The organism is Stutzerimonas stutzeri KOS6, from assembly GCF_000307775.2.
In the GTDB taxonomy this organism is placed as follows: Bacteria; Pseudomonadota; Gammaproteobacteria; order Pseudomonadales; family Pseudomonadaceae; genus Stutzerimonas; species Stutzerimonas stutzeri_B.
Window position 1 is genome coordinate 761,225 of the sequence record NZ_KK020675.1, and the last position, 21,493, is coordinate 782,717.

Here is a 21,493-nt window from a genome sequence, read left to right on the forward strand (position 1 = left end):
CACTGCAATGCGTATCAAGGCAACGGATTCCACCCTGCTGATCATCGACATTCAGGAGCGCCTGTTCCCGGTGATCCTCGACAATGCAGCCATGGCCGAGAACACCGCCTGGTTGCAGCAGGTGGCGCGGCGCGTCGGCGTGCCGGTGCTGTTGACCGAGCAGTACAGCAAGGGCCTCGGCCACACCATCGCCAGCCTGCGCGACGGCGTGAACGAGACCGCCATCCTGGAAAAGCTGCACTTCTCCGCGGCCGGCGACGGCGAGCTGTTCAGGCGCCCCGGCGGCGAGCGCCGGCAGTTCGTCATCTGCGGCTGCGAAACTCATGTCTGCGTGCTGCAGACGGTGCTGGACCTGCGCGCCCGCGGCAACGACGTCTTCATCGTGGAAGAAGGCGTCAGCTCGCGCCGCGCCAGCGACAAGGCCCTGGCCCTGGAACGCATGCGGCAAGCCGGTGCGGTGATCGTCTCGCGGGAAATGGTCGCCTTCGAATGGATGGAGCGAGCCGGCACCGAGCTGTTCAAGGCCATCAGCCGCGAATTCATACGCTGAACGAGTGCGCGCGTAGCAGACTGTAACAACCGGCTGGGCCGCGGCCGCCGAGCTTTGCTAAGGTCGCGCCCGAATCCATTGATGGAGTAGAACATGTCCGACGATCTGGCTGGCTGGCTGGACTGGCTCAGAGCCCACCCCGAATTGCAGACGCTGCTGGCCTGCACCTCGCTGATCTTCGTTGCCTGGCTGTCCAACTGGATCGTCAAGCGCATTCTGGTGCGCGGCATCTACCGCCTGCTGCGCCACACCCGCGACGCCGAACTGCAGGACTTCGGTGTCATCAAGCGGCTGTCGAATATCGTCCCGGCGCTGGTGCTGTCGCTCGGGGTCACGACCATCCCGGGCCTGCCGGAAGCCGCGGTGACCGTGGTGCGCAACGTCTGCGGCGGCTTCATCGTACTGACCATCGCCCTCGCGCTCGGCGCCGTGCTGGACATCATCAACCTGCTCTACCAGCGCCGCCCGGATGCCCGCCTGCACCCGATCAAGGGCTACCTGCAGGTGGTCAAGATCATCGTCTACGCGATCGCCACCATCCTCATCATCGCGACCCTGATCGACCGTTCGCCGCTGATCCTGCTCTCCGGTCTCGGCGCCATGGCCGCGGTCCTCATGCTGATCTTTCAGGACACCCTGCTGTCGCTGGTAGCCAGTGTGCAGATCACCTCCAACGACCTGATCCGTGTCGGCGACTGGGTAGAGATGCCGCAGCTCAACGCCGATGGCGATGTGATCGACATCGCGCTGCACACCGTCAAGGTGCAGAACTGGGACAAGACCATCAGCAGCATCCCGACCAAGCGCTTCATTTCCGATTCGTTCAAGAACTGGCGCGGCATGCAGGAATCCGGTGGGCGGCGCATCAAGCGCAGCCTGTATCTGGATCAGCAGAGCGTGCACTTCCTCAGCGAGGACGAATGCAAGCACCTGCACCGCTTCAACCTGCTGGATGACTATCTCACCGAAAAGCGCCGCGAGATCGACGCGTGGAACGCCAGGCTCGAAGAGCGTGGCAAGGAGCCGGTGAACACCCGCCGGATCACCAACATCGGCAGTTTTCGCGCCTATGTGGAGCACTACCTGCGCGCCCATCCCGGCGTGCATCAGCAGATGACGCTGATGGTACGGCAGCTGAGCCCGACCGCGGACGGCCTGCCGCTGGAGATCTACTGCTTCACCAACACGGTGGCCTGGACGCAGTACGAGGCGATCCAGTCGGATATCTTCGACCACCTGCTGGCGATCCTGCCGGAGTTCGGCCTGCGTGTGTTCCAGCACCCGGGCGGGGCGGACATGCGGGGTTGGAGCGAGTCGCTGACGCAGCGCGGCGCACCGGCGCTGCAGCAGCCGGAAGGGCATCCGGCCGAAGTGACAAGTTAATCGTAGTCAGGAGCGGGAAGTGCTCCCGCCCCTGTCAAGCCATGAATCAGAAGCTCATGTCGACCCGCGCCCAGTAAGTGCGGCCGGGTTCGTTGACCCGCGAGGTCGGGTCGAGCCCGTAGTCGGCGAAGCCGGCACTGCCGGCGAGGTTGAGATGCTCGCTGTAGCTCTTGTCCAGCAGGTTGTCGATGCCGGCGCTGAGCTTGAGGGTCTTGTTCAGGCGATAGGCGCCATTCACCGCCAGCACGCCGAAACCGGCAGACTCGTCGAAGTCCTTGCCGACCACGGTACCCTGGTTCTCGGCTACCCGCCCCTGCGAGGCGACCATGCGCCAGAGGCCACTGGTACTCCAGTTCTCACGCTCGTAGGTCAGACCCAGACGGCCTTCCAGCGGCGGGATCTGCGGCAGGGCGCGATCGTCGCTGCGATTCTTGCCCCAGGCATAGGCCAGGCTGGCGTCTCCCTTCCAGTTGCTGGTGAAGCGGTAGCTGGCGCCCAGCTCGGCACCGGCGATGGTGGCCTCGACATTGCTGACCTCGGCGAGGGTCATGCCAGGCATCACACCGGCCACGTAGCTGAACAGGATGTAGTCCTCGACCACCCCGGCATAGGCGGAAACCCAGGCATCCAGCGGCCCCTTGGCATATTGCAGGCCGATATCCAGCTGCGTGGTCTTCTCCGGGCGCACCGTATCGAACGGCTGCACGGTGCCGACCGGCCCCGGATTGGAAACGAACAGCTCCCAGTAGTCGGGGAAGCGTTCGGCGTGACCGAGGCCGGCGTACCAGGTCGCCGGCAGGCTGGCCAGTTCCTCCTCGTAGCGGACGAAGCCGCTGTACAGCGTGTCGCGGCGGGTTTGGCCAGCGTTCGGGTTGGCCCAATCACGGGAGACGATGGGCATGCTCGAGGTGTCGTGACTGCGGAAGAACGCGCGCTCGTCGGTCGCTTCGTGCAGGTCCAGACGCAGGCCGCTGATGAGCTTCTCGCGCTCGCTGAGCTGCCAGGTCAGCTCGCCGAACAGGCCGTAGCTGTGCAGCATCGCGTCCGCCACCCAGGGCAAGGCGTCACTGCCGGCTGCGACGACCATCTGGTTGGCGGCGCCGGCCGGGTTCATCACCTTGCGGTGCTCGCTGCGCTGGGCATCGACCCCGGCCTTGAGTTCGACGTCGCCCCACTGCCAGGTGCCGACCAGCCGGCCACCCAGCGTGCGACGGTCGACTCGCGACAGCGTCGGGTTGGGCATCATCATCGACGGCACGAAATCGCGCAGGCTGTAGTTGTCCATGATGTGGTCGGCGTAATTGTAGTAGACCTGCGCCTCCAGCCCGTAGAAGGTCTCGCCGAGATTGGTCTTTTCGAAGCGCAGCCCCAGGCTTTCACGCTGGAACTGGCTACCGTCCATGCCGCGCCCGGCATAACGCGCGTAACCGTCACCACGGCCGGCAGTCAGCTCGACCAGGGTGTCTGCATCCGGCGCCCAGCCCAGGGCGACATCGGTGTTCCACTTGTCGTAGCGCGACGGCACGGTATCGCCGTTGCCATCGGCGTAATCGTCGGCCTGCGAGCTATTGGCCATCAGCCGTGCGTAGCCCTGGCTGTTGCCGGCGGCGGCGTCCAGGTTGCGGTCGAAGCGACCGTTGGAGGCGGTCAGCAGGCTGCCGTTGATACGGTAGTCCGGCTCGCTGAACTGCTCCGGCTCGCGCTCGAAGAGCACGGTGGCCGCCGACGCGCCAGGCCCCCAGAGCACCGTTTGCGGGCCTTTGATGACCGTCAGCTTGTCGAAGGTGTCCGGGCTGATATAGGAGCTGGGCGAATCCATGCGGTTCGGGCAGGCACCGAGCATCTCCCCACCGTTGGAGAGCAGTTTCAGGCGCGAGCCGAACATGCCGCGAAACACCGGGTCACCGTTCACCCCACCGTTACGCACCGAGGAAAAGCCGGGAATGGTCTTCAGGTAATCGGCGCCATCGCTGGCCGGCATCGGCTGGCGTGGGATCTTCGGATCGGTGACAACGGTGAGTGGCGATTGCTGGCCGACGCCGGTGATGACCATCGGCACCAGCTCGACGGTGTCGGCATGCGCGGCATGCTGATCTTCGGCCGCCAGCGCACCGCTGGCGAGCATCCCGAGCAACGCGGCATGGGCGAACTGCCAACGCTGGCGGGATGGTTGAATGGAAAAACGCTCAGACAGGCGCGCGCGCCGTACAGCCATGAGTAATGCTGGACATAAGAACTTCCACTTCTGCATGTGATTAGGCCGCCACGGGCGGCTGATGAATGTCAGCTGTGCAGATGCGGTGGCGCACGCGGATAACCGCTGCTACGGCGCGAGGCCGACGGCAGCGGCTGCTCGGGAAGCGGTTGCAAGTGGGCCGGTTCGTGGCGGGGCAGTACCAGCTCGACGGACAGGTTGAGCGGTGGGTTGACCGTCAGCAGCTCGCAATAGCCGCAGAGCTCAAGCGCTGCCAACCATGCCGGCTCGTCGCTCGCATCCTGGCGGTGGTGACCATGGGCCGAGTGCTCATGCTCGGCATGGTGGTGATGCTCGCGCGCCTGAGCGGCCTGGACTGCCGAATACAACGGGCCGACATGAATCATCAGCATGGCGAACAGGCCAAGCCAGATACTCATCGTCGAAAGCCGTTTGCGCGCCACCGGCATGTCCTTCAGTTGACCGCGACCTAACCCTGGGAAAGTGCGGCGGAATCATCGCACGGCTGCGCGACCTCGTCCGCTGCGACATGAGGCCGCAATACAGCGGCGCAATCAACGCTGAATTTCCCGGCTCGATGCAGCATAAATACCCAATAAATACTTAGTATTGGTACAAAACATCAATTTTTTAACAGGTGTTGCAATCCTCGACCTTGAAGCACTAGCTTTGCACCATAAACCAATGCCCGAAACGGGCAGACAAGTTGCTAGCTCAAGGATCGCCTGGGGAAACGCCATGACCATGCTCAAGAACCCATCGAATAAATACCGTGCCTTCCCGGCCATCGACATTCCCGATCGCACCTGGCCATCCAGGTCGATCACCCAGGCGCCGATCTGGCTGAGCTCGGACCTGCGCGACGGCAACCAGTCGCTGATCGAGCCGATGGACGCGGCCAAGAAGATGCGATTCTTCAAGACCTTGGTACAGGTCGGCCTCAAGGAGATCGAGGTCGGCTTCCCCTCCGCCTCGCAGACCGATTTCGATTTCGTCCGCGAGCTGATCGAGGGCGGTCACATTCCCGATGATGTCACCATCCAGGTGCTGACCCAGGCCCGCGAGGACCTGATCACCCGTACGTTCGAGTCGCTCAAGGGTGCCAAACAGGCCATCGTCCACTACTACAACGCCACCGCGCCGAGCTTCCGCCGCATCGTCTTCAATCAGGACAAGGCCGGAGTGATCCAGATCGCCGTGAATGCGGGCAAGATCATCAAACGCCTGGCCGAGCAGAACCCGGAAACCGCCTGGCGCTTCGAGTACTCGCCGGAGATCTTCAGCTCCACCGAGCCGGAGTTCGCTGTCGAGGTGTGCAACGCGGTGGTCGAAGTGTTCCAGCCGACCCCTGCGCAAAAGCTGATCCTCAACCTGCCGGCCACTGTCGAGGCAGCCACGCCGAATATCTACGCCGACCAGATCGAGTGGTTCTGCCGCCATATCGACCGTCGCGACAGCGTGCTGGTCAGCCTGCACACCCATAACGACCGCGGCACCGGCGTGGCGGCCACCGAGCTGGGCCTGATGGCCGGCGCCGATCGCGTCGAGGGCTGCCTGTTCGGCAATGGCGAGCGCACCGGCAACGTCGACCTGGTGACCGTGGCGCTGAACATGTACACCCAGGGCGTCAACCCACAGCTGGATTTCTCCGATATCGACGCCGTGCGCAAGGTGGTCGAGGAATGCAACCAGTTGCCGGTGCACCCGCGTCATCCCTATGTCGGCGATCTGGTGCACACCGCCTTCTCCGGCTCGCATCAGGATGCGATCCGCAAGGGCTTTTCCCAGCAGGACCCGAACGGCGTCTGGGAAGTGCCCTACCTGCCGATCGACCCGGCCGACATCGGCCGCAGCTACGAGGCGGTGATTCGCGTCAACAGCCAGTCCGGCAAGGGCGGCATCACCTTCCTGCTCGAGCAGGAGTACGGCATCAGCCTGCCGCGGCGCATGCAGATCGAATTCAGCCAGGTGGTACAGAAGGAAACCGACCGCCTCGGCCTGGAGATGAGTGCCAAACAGATCTATGCGCTGCTGGAAGCCGAATATCTGCAGGCCACCGCACCGTACACGCTCAAGGGCCATCGCCTGCAGGAGGAAAACGGCACCAGCGCAGTGGATGTGGAAGTCGCAGCCGATGGCGAAATCGCCCACTGGCGCGGCATCGGCAAGGGTCCGCTGGAAGCGCTGGTGGCGGCGCTGCCGGTCAAGCTGGAGATCATGGACTACCACGAGCACTCCATCGGCGCCGGCAGCAACGCCAAGGCTGCCGCGTACATCGAGGTACGCCTGGATGGCGAGCGCCCGCTGCACGGCATCGGCATCGACGAGAACATCACCACCGCCAGCATCCGTGCGCTGTTCAGCGCCATGAACCGGGCTCTGCGCGAAGCCGAGGCGAAAGCCGCCTGATCCTGCCCGCAGGGTGCGCCGCCTCGGTATCGGCCGAGCGGCGGTGGCGAGCAGTTTCGCAGGAGCCTTCTCCTCTTCTCCCCTTATCCGGCAGCCCGCAGGTAGGCTTTAGCCCACCAAAGCCTGCCCCGGTGGGCTAAAGCCCACCCTACGGCGGCAGCCAGGGAACCAAATGCTCCCGAGCCCGGTGGTGCACGGAACGCACCCTACGAATGGGCGATCATTGGGTGTCAAGCGTCGCCCCCGCACGGGCTAGCGGTGGCAACCAAGTGAACCAATCCCCGGCCCAAAGCCTCCCGACTCGATACCGATCATCCAACACCACCCGCCGTGCGAACCCTTCCGGCAGGAACGCGTCAGGTATCGGCAGGATCGTGCAACCGCTCCCGTGAATATCGGTATTAGGCTTGAATCCTCCACCCCCGAATGTTCAATCCAAAGGAGCCGTCATGAGCAACTCCATCGGTTACGCCGCCCTCGATCCGAACACCCCGCTCGCCCCCTATTCGTTTTCGCGCCGCGAAGTGGGCGCGAACGACGTGCAGATCGATATCCTGTTCTGCGGCGTCTGCCATTCGGACCTGCATACCGTACGCAACGAGTGGAACAACACCCTGTACCCGGCCGTTCCCGGCCATGAGATCGTCGGCCGGGTGACCGCCGTCGGCTCAGCCGTGAGCAAGTTCAAGGTGGGTGATGTCGCTGGCGTCGGCTGCATGGTCGACAGCTGCCGCAGCTGCTCGTCCTGTGGCGAAGGGCTGGAGCAGTATTGCGAGAACGGCTTCGTCGGCACCTACAACGGGCCGGCCTTCGGCGGTGGCGAGAACACCCTCGGCGGCTATTCCGACAACATCGTGGTGGATGAAAAGTACGTGCTGCGCATCAACCACACCGACAACCTCGCCGCCGTCGCGCCGCTGCTCTGCGCCGGCATCACCACCTACTCGCCGCTGCGCCAGTGGAAAGTCGGGCCGGGGCAGAAGGTCGGCGTGGTCGGCCTCGGCGGTCTCGGCCACATGGCGGTGAAGATCGCCAACGCCATGGGTGCGAAGGTCGTGCTGTTCACCACCTCGCCGGACAAGCGGGAAGATGCCCTGCGTCTTGGCGCCTCGGAAGTGGTGGTGTCGAAGAACAAAGAGGAGATGGCCGCGCACGTCAACAGCTTCGACTTCATCCTCAACACCGTCGCCGCGCCGCACAACCTCGACGCCTTCGTCAATCTGCTCAAGCGCGACGCCACCATGACCCTGGTCGGCGCACCGGCTTCGCCACATCCGTCGCCCAGCGTGTTTGGCCTGATTTTCAAGCGCCGCCGCATCGCCGGCTCGCTGATCGGCGGCATTGCCGAAACCCAGGAGATGCTCGACTTCTGTGCCGAGCACGGCATCGTCTCGGACATCGAGATGATCCGCATGCAGGACATCAACGAAGCCTACGAGCGCATGCTCAAGAGCGACGTGAAGTACCGCTTCGTCATCGACATGGCCACCCTGAAGTCGGCCTGATCGTTCGGCTGGCGCGCCTGCAGGCGCGCCAACCCTTCCCTCTTTCATGCGCAGCCGCTAAGGTCGCCGGCCTTCGTCGAGGAGGCGGCATGCGTTATCTGATCTTCGTCACCCTGCTCTGGGCCTTTTCCTTCAACCTGATCGGTGTTTACCTGGCCGGCCAGGTGGATAGCTATTTCGCCGTGCTGACGCGAGTGATCCTCGCCGGCCTGGTGTTTCTGCCGCTAACGCGCTGGCGCGGCGTCGCCCCCAGCTTCATCGCTGGCGTGACCCTGGTCGGCGCGCTGCAGTTCGGCGTCACCTACCTGTGCCTGTACATGAGCTTCAACGTGCTGACGGTCGCCGAGGTGCTGCTGTTCACCGTGCTCACGCCGCTGCACGTGACGCTGATCGACGATGCGCTCAACCGTCGCTTCAACCCCTGGGCGCTGGTCGCGGCAGCCGTCGCGGTGTTCGGCGCCGGGCTGATCCGCTATGACGGTGTCTCCGGCGACTTTCTCGGCGGCTTCCTGCTCATGCAGCTGGCCAACTTCACCTTCGCCGCCGGCCAGGTGTTCTACAAGCATCTGGCGCAACGCTATCCATCCGACGTGCCGTTGCATCGCCGCTTCGGCTACTTCTTCCTCGGTGCACTGCTGATCGTGCTGCCGGCATGGTTGCTGTTCGGTAACGTCGAGAAACTGCCGGCTACCACGACGCAGTGGGCGGTACTGATCTGGATGGGCGTGCTGGCCACCGCGCTGGGCCAGTTCTGCTGGAACAAGGGCGCCACGCTGGTGGATGCCGGCACGCTGGCGGTGATGAACAACATGGCGGTGCCGGTGGGTCTGGTGCTCAACCTGCTGTTCTGGAGCACCACGACCAACCTGCTGCTGCTCGCCGTGGGCGGCGCGATCATCCTCGCCTCGTTGCAGATCAATCGACTGGGCCAGATGAAGGCCTGATGACATCAGGCAAGTCTTTGTTTTTTATTACTTTTACCTGGCTTACAGGTAACATGCCGGCCCGCGCATGGATGCGACACTCGTTCAGTTGTCGAGAATTCCATGCGTCGCATCAGTCTGTTTCTGCTTGTCCTGTTCTGCTGCCCCACTGTCTACGCCGATGCACCTCGCACCTTCCGCGAGGCGAAGAAGGTCGCCTGGACCCTCTATGCCGACCGCCCGGTGGATTTCTATTGCGGCTGCAGCTTCAAAGGCAACCGCATCGATCTCGCCAGTTGTGGCTATGTTCCGCGCAAGCAGCCCAGGCGCGCCGAACGGGTCGAGTGGGAGCACATCGTGCCGGCTTGGGTCATCGGCCATCAGCGCCAATGCTGGCAGCAGGGCGGACGCAAGCACTGCACGGCCAGTGATCCGGTGTTCAGCCGCGCAGAGGCAGACCTGCACAACCTGGTACCGGTGGTCGGCGAAGTGAACGGCGACCGCAGCAACTATGGCTTCGGCATGCTCAACGAGAAGCCCAGCCAGTACGGCGCCTGCCCTTTCGTGGTGAATTTCAAGCAGCGCACGGCGATGCCGCCCGAGTACAGCCGTGGCGCCATCGCCCGCACCTACCTGTACATGAGCGAGCGCTACAGCTTGCGCCTTTCCCGCCAGGACAAGCGCCTGTACGACATCTGGAATCGTCAGCACCCGATCAGCGAATGGGAACGCACGCGCAACCAGCGCATCGCCTGCGTGCAGGGAAATGCCAATCCCTACGTGGGCGCGGTGGACCTGCGCAGCTGCCGCAAGGGCAAGGTGCTTGCCACGCGCTGAAGCATCGGCCGCTCGAACGCTTGCTGTGCTTCCCGCATACCGCCATGCTGTTTTCAGGATTCGGCCAGGACGGGACAAGATGCCTCGAAACATCCTCAACCTCACGCTCGGCCTGGTCGTCCTGCTGGCCCTGATCGCGTCAGGGATAGATCCCTACGACCGGGCGACCTGGCTGCTGGAGGTCGCTCCGGTACTGATCGCCGCACCGATCCTGATCTGCACGTATCGCCGCTACCCGCTCACGCAGTTGCTCTATGTGCTGATCGCCGCCCACGCACTGGTGCTCATTCTCGGCGGCGCCTACACCTATGCTCGGGTGCCGCCGGGTTTCTGGGTGCAGGAGATGTTCGAGCTGAGTCGCAATCCCTACGACAAGCTGGGGCACTTCATGCAAGGCCTGGTTCCGGCACTGGTCGCGCGGGAGATCCTGTTGCGTGGCCGGTATATTGTCCGTGGCCGGATGCTCGACCTACTGGTGGTCTGCGTGGCGCTCGCCATCAGCGCCTTCTATGAACTGATCGAATGGTGGGTAGCTCTGGCGGCCGGACAGGGTGCGGTCGAGTTCCTCGGCACCCAGGGCGATCCCTGGGACACTCAGTCGGACATGCTGCTGGCACTGATCGGCGCCCTGAGCGCCCTGCTGGCACTGGGCAAGTGGCAAGACCGTCAGCTCGCGGCACTGTCCGGCGCCGATACGCCGGTGGCCAGGCCATGATCTACCGCATCGGCGCCGATGCCCTGCTGCTCTTGCACCTGGCGTTCATTCTGTTCGCACTACTGGGCGGCCTGTTCGCACTCTGGCGCCTGAGCGCAATCTGCGTGCATCTACCGGCAGCGGCATGGGCGATATTCGTCGAAGTAGCTGATCGCGGCTGCCCACTGACCCACTGGGAGCAGCTACTGCGCGCTCGTGCCGGGAATGCCGGCTACAGCGAAGGGTTCATCGAGCACTACCTGCTACCCCTGCTGTACCCGGACTGGCTCACACTGCCCGTGCAATACGTGCTGGCGGGCATCGTCATGCTGTGCAACCTGCTGGTCTACGGTTGGGTGTGGTACCAGAGGCGCTCGACGCGCTGCCGAACCTCGCCATAAGACCGCGACCCATCAGGGCTTGAGCTCGAACTCATCGCCGTCATGGTAAGCCGGGAACCGTTCGCGGAAGGCGGCCAGGTCACGCGCCCGCAGCGTACAGCGAAGGACCCCGTCGCTTTCACCGCCGTTGAGCAAGGTGTCACCCTTGTAGTCGAGCACCTGGCTGTCACCGCTGTAGGGATAGCCCTTGCCGTCCTCGCCGATGCGGTTAACGGCCGCCACGTAGCACAGATTCTCGATGGCCCGTGCCGGCAGCAGGCGATTCCAGGCGTCACGCCGGGCGGCCGGCCAGTTGGCGGTGTAGAGCAGCAGGTCGGTGCCGTGTGGATCGCGGCTCCATACCGGGAAACGCAGGTCGTAACAGATCAGCGGGCGCACACGCCAGCCGTTCACCTCGAACAGCGCCTGTTGCAGCCCGGGCGTGTAGTGCTTGTGCTCGCCGGCCATGCGGAACAGGTGGCGCTTGTCGTAATGCAGCACCTCGCCATCTGGGCGCGCCCAGAGCAGCCGGTTGCGATGGCTGCCGTCGGCGGCCTCGATGATCACGCTGCCGGTGACCACCGCATCCAGCCGCGCAGCCTGAGTGCGCAGCCAGGCATAGGTCGGCCCCTCCTCCGGCTCCGCCAGGGCAGCCGAATCCATGGAAAAGCCGGTGGTGAACATCTCCGGCAGGACGATCAGATCGGCACCGCGGGCCTGTTCCAGCAGACCGGCGAAACGCTCACGGTTGGCCTCGGCGTCCTGCCAGAGCAGGCTGGTCTGGACCAGGGCCAGTTCGAGATCGGGCAGATTGTTCAGATCGCGCATAGTCGTTCCGCCGCCTGACGCAGCGTCTCCTCTCGTTTGGCAAAGCAGAAGCGTACCAGTCGCAGGTCGGCCGGTGCGTCCTGGTAGAACACCGATATCGGAATGCTCGCCACGCCGTGTTCGCGGGTCAACCACTCGGCCATCGCCACATCATCGAGATCGGGACGGATCGCCGAATAATCGGCCAGCTGGAAATAGGTCCCGGCCGCCCGCGTGAAGCCGAATCGGGAGCCGGCCAGCAGGTCGCAAAACAAGTCGCGCTTGGCCTGGTAGAACGCCGGCAGCTCGGCGATGTGCTCGGGATGGGCGGCCATGAAATCGGCCAGCGCCCACTGCAGCGGCGTGACGCCGGTGAAACTGACGTACTGGTGCACCTTGCGCAGCTCGCTGCCGAGCGTCGGCGGCGCCACTACATAACCGGTCTTCCAGCCGGTGACGTGATAGGTCTTGCCGAACGAGCTGACGACGAAAGCGCGCTGATACAGTTCGTCGTGGCGCAGCACGCTGGCATGCTCGCCGCCGTCGAACACGAGATGCTCGTAGACCTCATCGCTGAGCAGATAGATGTCCCGCTCGCGGATCAGCGCAGCCAGGCGATCCAGCTCGTCGCTTTCGATCAGCGCGCCACTGGGGTTGTGCGGCGTGTTCAGCACGATCATCCGTGTACGCGGCGTGATGGCGTCGGCCAGACGCTGCCAGTCGATACGAAAGTCCGGCAAGCTCAATTGCTGGTGAATGCAGACCCCGCCGGCCAAATGCACCGACGGCTCGTAGCTGTCATAGCAGGGGTCGAAGACGATGACTTCATCTCCCGGGCGGATCACCGCCTGGATCGCGCAAAAGATCGCCTGGGTGGCACCGGGGGTAATGGTGACTTCGCTCGCCGCATCCACCGTTCGCCCATACAGGCCGGCCACCTTGGCCGCGACCTGTTCGCGCAGTGCCGGCAGTCCGATCATCGGCGCGTACTGGTTGTGTCCCGCCATGACGTGACGGGCCAGAGCCTCGCGTAGTGCCTCGGGGCCGTCGAAGTCGGGAAAACCCTGGGACAGATTCAGCGCTCCGGTATCCGCAGCCAGCTGGGACATCGTGGTGAATATGGTGGTACCGACGTTGGGCAATTTACTGATGAGCATGGCAGCCTTCCGACAAGCCTGCCGCACGGGGGGCGGCAGGAAGGCCGACAGAATAGCCGATGACCGTCCGCCGATACGAGTGCGGGGCAGTCGCTCGCCCAGGGCTGCTACAGTTGCAGCACATGACACCCCCATCTCGACCATAAGGAATCCCATGTCCAGTCATCTCGTCAGCGCGCTGTGGAATGACCTGCGCACCCAGGCGCAACGCGCGCTGGATATCGAGCCGACATTGGCGGCTGTTTTCCAGCAATCCGTTCTCGAGCATGGCGACTTCGCAAGCGCGCTTGCATACCGAATCGGCCAAGCGATGGCCGATTCCGCTGAGCAAAGCCAGGCGCTGACCGATCGCTTCAGCGGCATACATCGACAAACCGCGCTACTCGCGGAAACCGCCTGCTGCGACCTGCAGGCGATCGTCAGTCGCGACCCGGCCTTCGATACGGCGCTGGAGGTATTCCTGTTCTCCAAGGGATTTCTGGCCCTGCAGGCCTATCGTGTCGGCCACCATCTGCAACGACAGGGCGAACGTCTATTGGCGATGTTCATTCAGGCACGCTGCAACGAACGCCTGGGCATCGATATCAACCCGGCCAGCCGGATCGGCAGCGGCATCATGCTCGACCACGGCACCGGCATCGTCATCGGCGAAACCGCGGAGGTGGGCGATGATGTTTCGATCCTGCAGGGCGTCACGCTGGGCGGCACCGGCAAGGAGAGCGGCGACCGCCATCCGAAAGTGCGCAGCGGGGTGATGATCGGCGCCGGGGCGAAGATCCTCGGCAACATCGAGATTGGCGAAGGCGCCAAGGTGGGCGCCGGCAGCATCGTCCTGCACCCGGTTGCGCCGCACACCACGGTGGTCGGTAATCCGGCCCGCCAGGTCGGCAAGCCGCGCCACGCCCGCCCGGCCCTGGATATGGATCAGTCGTTCGATGGCGATCACTGAGAACCTTGGTACGAACTGCCGCGCGTCGGACCTGCTGCCTTAACGGCAGCGGCCCGATGGTCATGGCGCCTTGCAGGACCCCAGCTCGAGAGATCGTGAAAGCCCCGAGCGATCAACGCTTCTTGTCGCGGCGCTTCTTCTCGGCTTTCTTGTGGTGCGACATGAGGCGGCGCTTCTTGTTCACCTGGCGGTCGGTCAGGGTATTCTTGCGGCCCTCGTAAGGGTTGTCGCCGCCCTTGTACTCGATGCGGATCGGCGTGCCGACCAGCTTCAGCACGCGCCGATAGGTGTTCTCCAGGTAGCGCGTGTAGGACTTGGGTACCGCATCGACCTGGTTGCCGTGGATCACGATCAGCGGCGGGTTGGCCCCGCCCAGGTGAGCATAGCGCAGCTTGATGCGACGGCTGTTGACCATCGGCGGCTGGTGCTCGCGCACCGCGTCTTCGAGAATTTGCGTCAGGCGGCTGGTGGGCCAGCGGGTGATCGCCGACTTGAAGGCTGCCTGGACCGACTTGTACAGGTGCCCGACACCGGTGCCGTGCTTGGCGGAAATGAAATGGATGTCGGCGAAATCGACGAAGAACAGCCGGCGCTCCAGCTCGGTCTTCACGTAATCACGCTCGCCCGGCTCCATGCCGTCCCACTTGTTCAGCGCGATGACCAGCGCGCGGCCGGTTTCCAGGACGAAGCCCAGCAGGTTGAGGTCGTGCTCGACGACGCCTTCGCGGGCGTCCATGACGAAGATGACCACGTTGGCGTCCTGGATCGCCTGCAGCGTCTTGACCACCGAGAACTTTTCCACCGCCTCGAAGATCTTGCCGCGACGGCGCACGCCAGCGGTGTCGATCAGGGTGTACTTTTCTTCATCGCGCTCGAACGGAATGTAGATGCTGTCGCGGGTGGTACCGGCCTGATCGTAGACGATCACCCGCTCCTCGCCGAGCATGCGGTTGACCAGCGTCGACTTGCCGACGTTGGGTCGACCGATGATGGCGATCTTGATGCCATCCTTCTCGCTCGGGCCGGGAATACGTTTCGGCTCCTGGCCTTCGGCAACGACCTCCTCGCCTTCGGCGAGCTCCACGCCCTCGCCGCCGTCAGCTTCCTGCGCGTCGTCCCTGGGGAAGATCCCCAGCGCCTCTTCGAGCATATGGCTGATGCCGCGGCCATGCGCGGCAGCGATCGGCAGCGCATCGCCAAGGCCCAGCGGGCTGAATTCGGCGCGCGCGATGTCGGGGTCGACGCTGTCGACCTTGTTCGCCACCAGGAAACAGCGCTTGTTCCGCTTGCGCAGGTGCTCGCCGATCATCTGGTCCGCCGCGGTCATTCCGGCACGGGAGTCGACCATGAAGAGGACCGCATCGGCTTCCTCGATCGCCTGCAGCGACTGCTCGGCCATCTTGGCGTCGATGCCTTCCTCGTCTCCGGAGATGCCGCCGGTATCGATCACGATGTAGGTACGCCCTTGCCACTTGGCCTCGCCATACTGGCGATCGCGGGTCAGCCCGGCGTACTCGGCAACGATGGCGTCGCGGCTCTTGGTCAGGCGGTTGAACAGGGTGGACTTGCCGACGTTCGGACGGCCCACCAGGGCGATTACGGGAACCATGCGGCTCTCCACTGCGATATTTCAGAAAACACGAAGGCCGCTGCAAGGCAGCGGCCGAATATTCAAGGCTCCGCCTGGCGGAGCCGTGGGCATGACGCGCGCTCAGTCAGCCTGACGGATCGTCAGCGCCACCAGCTTGCCGTCATTGCCGAAGGCATACAGCCACTCGCCCTCGACCACCGGGCGGGCACGCAAACCGGCGCTATCGATACGCTCACGCGCCACGAAACGACCATCGACCTGGCTGAGCAGGTGCAGATAGCCTTCCCGATCGCCAACGACCACGTAGCTGGACAGCACGGCAGGCGCCGAGAGCTGACGACGGGCCAACGAATCGTTGCGCCACAGGGCAGTCGTCGAACGCTCGTCGATGCCTTCGACCGTGCCGTCGGCGAGACTCAGATAGACGCTGCCATAGCCGAGCGCCACGCCCGAGTAACTGGAAGCATCACGCTGCCAGAGCACGCGGCCGCTTTCCAGTTCCAGCGCTGCGGCACGGCCCTGGTAAGTGGTGACATACAGCGTGCCGCCGGAAAGCAGCAGGCCACCGTCGATATCCACGACCCGCTCCAGTTCCGAGCGCCCCTGGGGAATGGCCACGCGCTGCTCCCATACAGGCAGTCCGCGACGGGTATCCAGAGCGATAACCTTACCGCTCGACAGCCCGGCGACAGCCAGCTGGTTGGTCAGCAAGGGCGCACCGGTTCCACGCAGGGTCAGGACAGCGGGCGAGCTTTCGTAGCTCCAGCGCTGCGCGCCGGTGTCGATTTCCAGAGCGATCAGGCGATCATCCTGGGTTTGAACCAGGACGATATCGCCGTTGACAGCCGGGGCTGCCAGCACTTCGCTGCTGACCTGGCTGCTCCAGCGTTCCTCGCCGGTGCTGACATCCAGAGCCAGCACCTCGCCGCCCAGCGTACCAACCAGCACGAGGCCGTAACCGGCACCCACCGCACCGGAAACCGGTTTGTCGAGCTTCTTCTTCCAGTTGACCTTGCCGCTCAACCGGTCCATGGACACCACCAGTCCCTCGACATCGGCGGCGTAGATCTGGTCGCCATAGACCACCGGCGTCAGCAGATTGTAGGTTTCGCCCTGGCCTTCACCTATCGTGCGGCTCCACTCCTTCTTCAAGGAGATTTCGGCTTCGAACTTGGTCAGCTCGGCCGGTTCCGGCTCTTTGGTGTCTTTGCTGCTGCAACCGGCGGCCAATACGGCCAGGGTCAGCAACGCGGCAGTCTTCCAGCGCATCGATTACGCCTCCCCTCGGGCCAGGTTATCCAGTTTCATTTGCAGACCGCCAACCGCCGCGTCCTCAGAGAGCGACTCCTTGGCCTTGCTGTAGGCGGCATGCGCCTCGTCGTTGCGGCCGAGTTGCACCAGCAGATCGCCCTTGAGCTCCTCGCGGCTGGCTGCGAATGCCGGATCGACGTCGCCAGCGAGCAGCTTGAGCGCCTCGTCAGCCTTGTCCTGCGCCGCCAGTACACGGGCCAGGCGCTGACGCGCCAACTCGTCGAGGGTCTTGTCGGCTGGCTTGTCGACGATGGCACGCAGCTCGCTTGCCGCTTCGTCCAGGCGCCCGGACTCCACCGCTACCTTGGCCAAGAACAGGCTGCCGTACTGCGCGTAGTGCGTGCCGGCAAAATCCTTCTTCAGCAGATTGCCCAGGCGGGAAACCTCTGCGATGTCGACTTCGCCCGACACCAGCGCAATGCTCAGCAGCTGCTGGTAGACGTTCGAGGCGCTCTGCGCCTGATTGATCTGGTGCTTCTGCCAGAACTGCCAGCCGAACACCAACACCAGGGCAATCACGGCACCGAGCATCAACGGCTTACCGTTGCGCTGCCACCACTCTTTGATCTGCGCCAGTTGTTCTTCTTCAGTACCCGAGGTCACGCTGTCACTCCTTTTATCCGCTAAGTCTCAGACCTGCTCGAGGCAGGCAGCCAGACGCTCGGGCAGAGCATCCCAGGCAATGCTTTGTTGCTCGCTGTCGTCGCGCAGCGGCTTGCAACCTACCACGCGACCTGCCAGTTCGTCGTCACCCAGAATCAGCGCATAGCGCGCACCACTCTTGTCCGCCTTCTTGAACTGGCTCTTGAAGCTGCCACCCCCGGCGTTGACCAGCAGGCGCAATCCCGGCAGTGCATCGCGCAACCGCTCGGCCAGGCCCAGCGCGGCCAGCTCCGCGGCCTCGCCGAAGGCACAGATGAAGGCATGCGGCGCACGATTCAACTCCGCCGGTACCAGGCCAAGGGTCTCCAGCAGCAGTACCAGACGCTCGACACCCATGGCGAACCCGACGCCAGGTGTCGGTTTTCCACCGAACTGGCTGACCAGGCCATCGTAGCGACCGCCGGCACAGACCGTGCCCTGCGCACCCAGCTTGTCGGTGACCCACTCGAAAACCGTGCGGCCGTAGTAATCCAGGCCACGCACCAGCTTCGGATTGATTTCGTAGGCGATGCCTACACTGTCGAGACGCGCCCTGAGGCCGTCGAAATGCGCCTTCGACTCGTCGTCGAGGTAGTCGTGCAGGGTCGGCGCATCCGCCAGCAGCGCCTGCGTCTGTGCATTCTTGCTGTCCAGGATGCGCAGCGGATTGGTGGTCAGGCGCCGCTGGCTGTCTTCGTCGAGCTGCTCGAATCGCTGTTCGAGGTAGGCCACCAGGGCATCGCGATAACGCGCACGCGCCTCGCTGGAGCCCAGGCTGTTGAGCTGAAGGGTCACCGCGTCGGCCATACCGAGCTGCTTCCACAGCCGCGCCGTGAGGACGATCAGCTCGGCGTCGATATCCGGTCCGGGCTGGTTGAAGACCTCTACGCCGATCTGGTGAAACTGGCGATAACGGCCCTTCTGCGGCTTCTCGTAGCGGAACATCGGACCGGTATACCAAAGCTTCTGGACCTGGCCACCACCGGTCAGCCCGTGTTCGAGCACGGCACGCACGCAACCGGCGGTGCCTTCGGGGCGCAGGGTCAGCGATTCCTCGTTGCGATCGCGGAAGGTGTACATCTCCTTGTCCACCACGTCGGTGCCTTCACCGATACCGCGGGCGAACAGGTCGGTGAACTCCAGGATCGGCAGCCGGATCTCGCTGTAGCCGTAGCTATCCAGCAACTGCGCGAAGGTACTTTCCAGATAGCGCCAGATCGGCGTCTGCGCAGGCAGAATGTCATTCATGCCACGAATGGCTTGCAGGGACTTGCTCAATGGGATTCCTTAAATCAGCTGCGCGCGATAACCGCCGCGTCGGCCGCAAGTTTTTCAGCGGCCTTGCGTCGGATGAGCTGTTCCAGCTCATCGACGAGGTTTTCGTTGTTCAGTTTCTGCGCCGGCTTGCCATCGATATAAACCAGGTTGTTGGGGCTGCCACCGGTCAGGCCGATATGCGCCTCCTTGGCTTCGCCCGGTCCGTTGACCACGCAACCGATCACAGCCACATCGAGCGGCACCAACAGGTCTTCGACCCGGTTCTCCAGCTCGTTCATGGTCTTGACCACATCGAAGTTCTGCCGCGAGCAGCTCGGGCAGGCGATGAAGTTGATCCCGCGTGAACGCAGCCGCAAGGACTTGAGGATATCGAAGCCGACCTTGATCTCCTCGACCGGGTCGGCTGCCAGCGAAACGCGGATGGTGTCACCAATGCCTTCGGCAAGCAGCATGCCCAGCCCCACCGCGGACTTGACCGTGCCTGAGCGCAGCCCGCCCGCCTCGGTAATGCCCAGGTGCAACGGCTGTTCGATCTGCCCTGCGAGCAGGCGATAGGCTTCCACGGCCATGAACACGTCCGACGCCTTGACGCTGACCTTGAAGTCCTGGAAGTCCAGCCGGTCGAGATGATCCACATGGCGCAGTGCCGACTCCACCAGGGCCTGCGGCGTCGGCTCGCCGTATTTTTTCTGCAGGTCTTTCTCCAGCGAGCCGGCGTTGACGCCGATCCTGATCGGGATGCCCTTGTCGCGCGCCGCATCGACCACGGCACGAACGCGGTCTTCCCGTCCGATGTTGCCTGGATTGATACGCAGGCAATCGACGCCGAGCTCGGCCACCCGCAAGGCGATCAGGTAGTCGAAGTGAATGTCGGCGACCAGCGGCAACTGGACACGCTGCTTGATACGACCAAAAGCTTCCGCCGCCTCCATGGATGGCACCGAAACCCTGACGATATCGGCGCCGGCGTTCGCCAGACGCTGGATCTGTCCAACCGTCGCCTCGACATCGCAGGTTTCGGTATTGGTCATGCTCTGTACGGAAATCGGCGCATCGCCACCGACCGGAACGCTGCCCACCCAGATCTTGCGGGACTGGCGGCGCTTGATGGGAGATTCGGAATGCATGGTCAGCTTACTGTCCGAGCTTGAGGCGCGCTGTCTCGCCGCGCGTGTGGGAGGCTAGGTTCACGACCTCGCCGTTGTAACTGAGCTGGGCTCCACGAGCATATCCCAGATGCACGTCCAGCGGCGCCTTGCCGCTGACCGAACTGCTGGTGCCGGCCTTGGCCAGTGCACTGAACAGTACGCGACCATCGGCATCGCTCACACGGGTCCAGCAATCGGCTGTGAAGCTCAGTTGCAGCACTGCATCGCCAGTCGCTGCTGCGCCCGAGGCAGTAACGGTAGCGACTGACGCTGAAGCCGTCTCGGCCGTTGGCTCGGCCTGATTCAGCGACAATTCCTGAGGCAGCTCGGCACCGGCCTCGCTGGCGCCCGGCTCAACCGGGGCTTGCGTAGCCTCGGCAGGTACGGGGGTCTGGTTCGACTCAGGCGCTGTCCCCGGCTCGGCCTGCCCCGCGGGCTCATCGGCTCGATCGAGCAGATGGATCTCGGTGGTCCCGTCAGCGCTTTCGACCTCGATCCGCTCCAGCGCGGAAACAGGCGGCGCGGAGGCCTCCCGGGCCGCACGCTCCTGCCACCAATACCAGGCCACCGCTGCCAGGATCAGCAATAAAGCGAAGCCGAACAGGCGCATGAGACTTCGCGACAAACGACCAGGCTCCTCGATACGTCCCAGGCTGTTGACGTTGCTGCCCGAGGCGTTGGTCCCGGTGTGCTGGTCGAACTCCCGCACCAGGCGGGTCTGATCCAGTCCCAGCAACTTGGCATAGGCACGCACATAGCCGCGGGCGAACGTATGCCCCGGCAACTGGCTGAAGTCACCGGCCTCGATGCGGGCCAGAGACCGCTCGGTAAGGTTCAATTGCTGTGCTACCGCCGCGAGGGTCCAGCCCTTTTCTTCACGGGCAGAACGCAACGTCTCGCCGGGATTATTGCCCATCGGTACAGCGGATTCTTGGTGCGGCGCGATCATCGTTGCTCCGAAAGATATTGCTTGTACTCATCCGTACCGGGATACAACCGTCTCAGCTGCAGTCCGAGGCTCGCAGCCGTGTCGCGGTCCTGATGGATGTTGGCCAGGCGAATACCGAGCAGCAGACTACGGGCATTCTGTTCGGCCAACTGACTGAAGCTATCGTAGTAACGCTTCGCTGGGACATATTGCTTGTCTTCGAAAGCCATGAGCGCCAGCTCCAGCAATGCTCTTGGCTGTCGGCTGTCGAGGCGCAGGGAGCGGGCGAAGTGATGCTCGGCCTCGTCACGCTGGCCCAGTTGCAAGGCGGTCATTCCGAGATTCTGGAAAACCCGCGCGCGCTCTGGATAGAGGTTGTCCTCGGCTGCCTGGCTGAAGCGCTCTTTCGCTTCGGCATAGCGCTTTTGCTCGAACAGGAAGCTGCCGTAGTTGTTTAGGATGCGTGCATCCTTGCGAGTCGAGAGCGCCTCCCGGTAGTGCTTGTCGGCCAGATCGTTCTCCATCTCGGTCTGGAAAACCAGCGCCAGAGCCGCATGCGCATCCGCGCTGCGAGGATCGATCTCCAGCGCTTTGCGCAACGGGGTCTTGGCGCGCGCGGCGGCGCCCTGCTGCAGGTAGCCGATACCAAGCTGAATATAGGCGTCACGGGCCTCTTGCCGACCCTCGTCGGTTTTCAGCGGATCAACGCTTCCAGAAGACACACAACCGGCCATCAGGCCGGTCAGTAGAAGCAGCAGCGCAGCGCGCAGAATCATCGGCACCCCC

The 21,493-nt window shown here is 63.8% G+C and carries 19 protein-coding genes and 1 pseudogene; 9 read left to right on the forward strand and 11 right to left on the reverse strand.

Annotated elements, in window-relative coordinates:
• The first annotated feature begins 7 nt into the window (after positions 1-7).
• Complete coding sequence (locus B597_RS27515) at positions 8-550, forward strand: hydrolase (RefSeq protein WP_003295961.1); 543 nt, start codon at positions 8-10, stop codon at positions 548-550.
• Between the two features lie 93 nt (positions 551-643).
• Positions 644-1,933 carry a mechanosensitive ion channel family protein gene (locus tag B597_RS27520; RefSeq protein ID WP_003295963.1) on the forward strand — a complete coding sequence of 430 codons (1,290 nt, stop codon included), beginning with the start codon at positions 644-646 and terminating at the stop codon, positions 1,931-1,933.
• A 46-nt stretch (positions 1,934-1,979) separates the two neighbouring features.
• Here the strand turns inward: B597_RS27520 and B597_RS27525 are convergent.
• Together B597_RS27525 and B597_RS27530 are read right to left on the reverse strand one after the other, a co-directional pair.
• Positions 1,980-4,164, reverse strand: a pseudogene (locus B597_RS27525) (TonB-dependent copper receptor).
• 52 nt (positions 4,165-4,216) lie between these two features.
• A complete protein-coding gene (locus B597_RS27530) occupies positions 4,217-4,567 on the reverse strand; it encodes a DUF2946 domain-containing protein (protein ID WP_024161699.1) in 351 nt (116 codons plus the stop codon).
• Positions 4,568-4,886: 319 nt separating this feature from the next.
• Between B597_RS27530 and leuA the strand changes: the two genes are divergently transcribed.
• The 6 genes from leuA (at position 4,887) to B597_RS27560 (ending at position 10,917) form a co-directional block, all read left to right on the forward strand.
• Positions 4,887-6,557, forward strand: a complete 1,671-nt coding sequence (gene leuA, locus B597_RS27535; RefSeq protein WP_003295970.1) for a 2-isopropylmalate synthase — start codon at positions 4,887-4,889, stop codon at positions 6,555-6,557.
• A gap of 449 nt (positions 6,558-7,006) precedes the next feature.
• Positions 7,007-8,062 (forward strand): NAD(P)-dependent alcohol dehydrogenase, encoded by a 1,056-nt coding sequence (locus B597_RS27540; protein ID WP_003295971.1) that lies wholly within the window; start codon positions 7,007-7,009, stop codon positions 8,060-8,062.
• 89 nt (positions 8,063-8,151) lie between these two features.
• Positions 8,152-9,006, forward strand: a complete 855-nt coding sequence (locus B597_RS27545; RefSeq protein ID WP_024161700.1) for a carboxylate/amino acid/amine transporter — start codon at positions 8,152-8,154, stop codon at positions 9,004-9,006.
• A gap of 102 nt (positions 9,007-9,108) precedes the next feature.
• Positions 9,109-9,822 (forward strand): endonuclease, encoded by a 714-nt coding sequence (locus tag B597_RS27550; protein WP_003295974.1) that lies wholly within the window; start codon positions 9,109-9,111, stop codon positions 9,820-9,822.
• A gap of 79 nt (positions 9,823-9,901) precedes the next feature.
• Complete coding sequence (locus B597_RS27555) at positions 9,902-10,537, forward strand: DUF2238 domain-containing protein (RefSeq protein WP_003295976.1); 636 nt, start codon at positions 9,902-9,904, stop codon at positions 10,535-10,537.
• Positions 10,534-10,917 (forward strand): DUF2784 domain-containing protein, encoded by a 384-nt coding sequence (locus B597_RS27560; RefSeq protein WP_003295977.1) that lies wholly within the window; start codon positions 10,534-10,536, stop codon positions 10,915-10,917. Before B597_RS27555 ends, B597_RS27560 begins: the two co-directional genes overlap by 4 nt.
• A 12-nt stretch (positions 10,918-10,929) precedes the next feature.
• Here the strand turns inward: B597_RS27560 and B597_RS27565 are convergent, their stop codons facing one another.
• Positions 10,930-11,724, reverse strand: coding sequence for an amidohydrolase (locus B597_RS27565; RefSeq protein ID WP_003295978.1), 795 nt, complete (start codon positions 11,722-11,724; stop codon positions 10,930-10,932).
• Positions 11,712-12,860, reverse strand: coding sequence for a pyridoxal phosphate-dependent aminotransferase (locus B597_RS27570; protein ID WP_003295980.1), 1,149 nt, complete (start codon positions 12,858-12,860; stop codon positions 11,712-11,714). The genes B597_RS27565 and B597_RS27570 overlap by 13 nt, the downstream gene beginning before the upstream one ends.
• Before the next feature lie 154 nt (positions 12,861-13,014).
• Between B597_RS27570 and cysE the strand changes: the two genes are divergently transcribed.
• Positions 13,015-13,809, forward strand: a complete 795-nt coding sequence (gene cysE / locus B597_RS27575; protein ID WP_003295981.1) for a serine O-acetyltransferase — start codon at positions 13,015-13,017, stop codon at positions 13,807-13,809.
• Positions 13,810-13,921: 112 nt separating this feature from the next.
• Here cysE and der read toward each other — a convergent pair whose 3' ends face one another.
• The 7 genes from der to pilW all read right to left on the reverse strand — a co-directional run bounded on the left by der (position 13,922) and on the right by pilW (position 21,483).
• Positions 13,922-15,418 (reverse strand): ribosome biogenesis GTPase Der, encoded by a 1,497-nt coding sequence (gene der / locus B597_RS27580; protein WP_003295983.1) that lies wholly within the window; start codon positions 15,416-15,418, stop codon positions 13,922-13,924.
• Between the two features lie 102 nt (positions 15,419-15,520).
• Positions 15,521-16,669, reverse strand: coding sequence for an outer membrane protein assembly factor BamB (gene bamB / locus B597_RS27585; protein WP_003295985.1), 1,149 nt, complete (start codon positions 16,667-16,669; stop codon positions 15,521-15,523).
• A 3-nt stretch (positions 16,670-16,672) separates the two neighbouring features.
• Complete coding sequence (locus B597_RS27590) at positions 16,673-17,314, reverse strand: YfgM family protein (RefSeq protein WP_003295987.1); 642 nt, start codon at positions 17,312-17,314, stop codon at positions 16,673-16,675.
• Positions 17,315-17,341: 27 nt separating this feature from the next.
• Positions 17,342-18,631: a histidine--tRNA ligase gene (gene hisS / locus B597_RS27595; protein ID WP_003295988.1), complete on the reverse strand. Its 1,290-nt coding sequence runs from the start codon at positions 18,629-18,631 to the stop codon at positions 17,342-17,344.
• A 14-nt stretch (positions 18,632-18,645) separates the two neighbouring features.
• Positions 18,646-19,758 (reverse strand): flavodoxin-dependent (E)-4-hydroxy-3-methylbut-2-enyl-diphosphate synthase, encoded by a 1,113-nt coding sequence (gene ispG / locus B597_RS27600; protein WP_003295990.1) that lies wholly within the window; start codon positions 19,756-19,758, stop codon positions 18,646-18,648.
• 7 nt (positions 19,759-19,765) lie between these two features.
• Positions 19,766-20,728 (reverse strand): RodZ domain-containing protein, encoded by a 963-nt coding sequence (locus tag B597_RS27605; protein ID WP_003295992.1) that lies wholly within the window; start codon positions 20,726-20,728, stop codon positions 19,766-19,768.
• Positions 20,725-21,483 carry a type IV pilus biogenesis/stability protein PilW gene (gene pilW, locus B597_RS27610; protein ID WP_003295994.1) on the reverse strand — a complete coding sequence of 253 codons (759 nt, stop codon included), beginning with the start codon at positions 21,481-21,483 and terminating at the stop codon, positions 20,725-20,727. The genes B597_RS27605 and pilW overlap by 4 nt, the downstream gene beginning before the upstream one ends.
• Positions 21,484-21,493 lie beyond the last annotated feature (10 nt).

Bases quoted from the DNA above. Each gene is read 5' to 3' on its own strand.
- B597_RS27515 (WP_003295961.1), top strand. From the start codon at position 8: ATGCGTATCAAGGCAACGGATTCCACCCTGCTGATCATCGACATTCAG.
- B597_RS27520 (WP_003295963.1), top strand. From the start codon at position 644: ATGTCCGACGATCTGGCTGGCTGGCTGGACTGGCTCAGAGCCCACCCC.
- B597_RS27530 (WP_024161699.1), bottom strand. From the start codon at position 4,567: ATGAGTATCTGGCTTGGCCTGTTCGCCATGCTGATGATTCATGTCGGC.
- leuA (WP_003295970.1), top strand. From the start codon at position 4,887: ATGACCATGCTCAAGAACCCATCGAATAAATACCGTGCCTTCCCGGCC.
- B597_RS27540 (WP_003295971.1), top strand. From the start codon at position 7,007: ATGAGCAACTCCATCGGTTACGCCGCCCTCGATCCGAACACCCCGCTC.
- B597_RS27545 (WP_024161700.1), top strand. From the start codon at position 8,152: ATGCGTTATCTGATCTTCGTCACCCTGCTCTGGGCCTTTTCCTTCAAC.
- B597_RS27550 (WP_003295974.1), top strand. From the start codon at position 9,109: ATGCGTCGCATCAGTCTGTTTCTGCTTGTCCTGTTCTGCTGCCCCACT.
- B597_RS27555 (WP_003295976.1), top strand. From the start codon at position 9,902: ATGCCTCGAAACATCCTCAACCTCACGCTCGGCCTGGTCGTCCTGCTG.
- B597_RS27560 (WP_003295977.1), top strand. From the start codon at position 10,534: ATGATCTACCGCATCGGCGCCGATGCCCTGCTGCTCTTGCACCTGGCG.
- B597_RS27565 (WP_003295978.1), bottom strand. From the start codon at position 11,724: ATGCGCGATCTGAACAATCTGCCCGATCTCGAACTGGCCCTGGTCCAG.
- B597_RS27570 (WP_003295980.1), bottom strand. From the start codon at position 12,860: ATGCTCATCAGTAAATTGCCCAACGTCGGTACCACCATATTCACCACG.
- cysE (WP_003295981.1), top strand. From the start codon at position 13,015: ATGTCCAGTCATCTCGTCAGCGCGCTGTGGAATGACCTGCGCACCCAG.
- der (WP_003295983.1), bottom strand. From the start codon at position 15,418: ATGGTTCCCGTAATCGCCCTGGTGGGCCGTCCGAACGTCGGCAAGTCC.
- bamB (WP_003295985.1), bottom strand. From the start codon at position 16,669: ATGCGCTGGAAGACTGCCGCGTTGCTGACCCTGGCCGTATTGGCCGCC.
- ispG (WP_003295990.1), bottom strand. From the start codon at position 19,758: ATGCATTCCGAATCTCCCATCAAGCGCCGCCAGTCCCGCAAGATCTGG.
- B597_RS27605 (WP_003295992.1), bottom strand. From the start codon at position 20,728: ATGATCGCGCCGCACCAAGAATCCGCTGTACCGATGGGCAATAATCCC.
- pilW (WP_003295994.1), bottom strand. From the start codon at position 21,483: ATGATTCTGCGCGCTGCGCTGCTGCTTCTACTGACCGGCCTGATGGCC.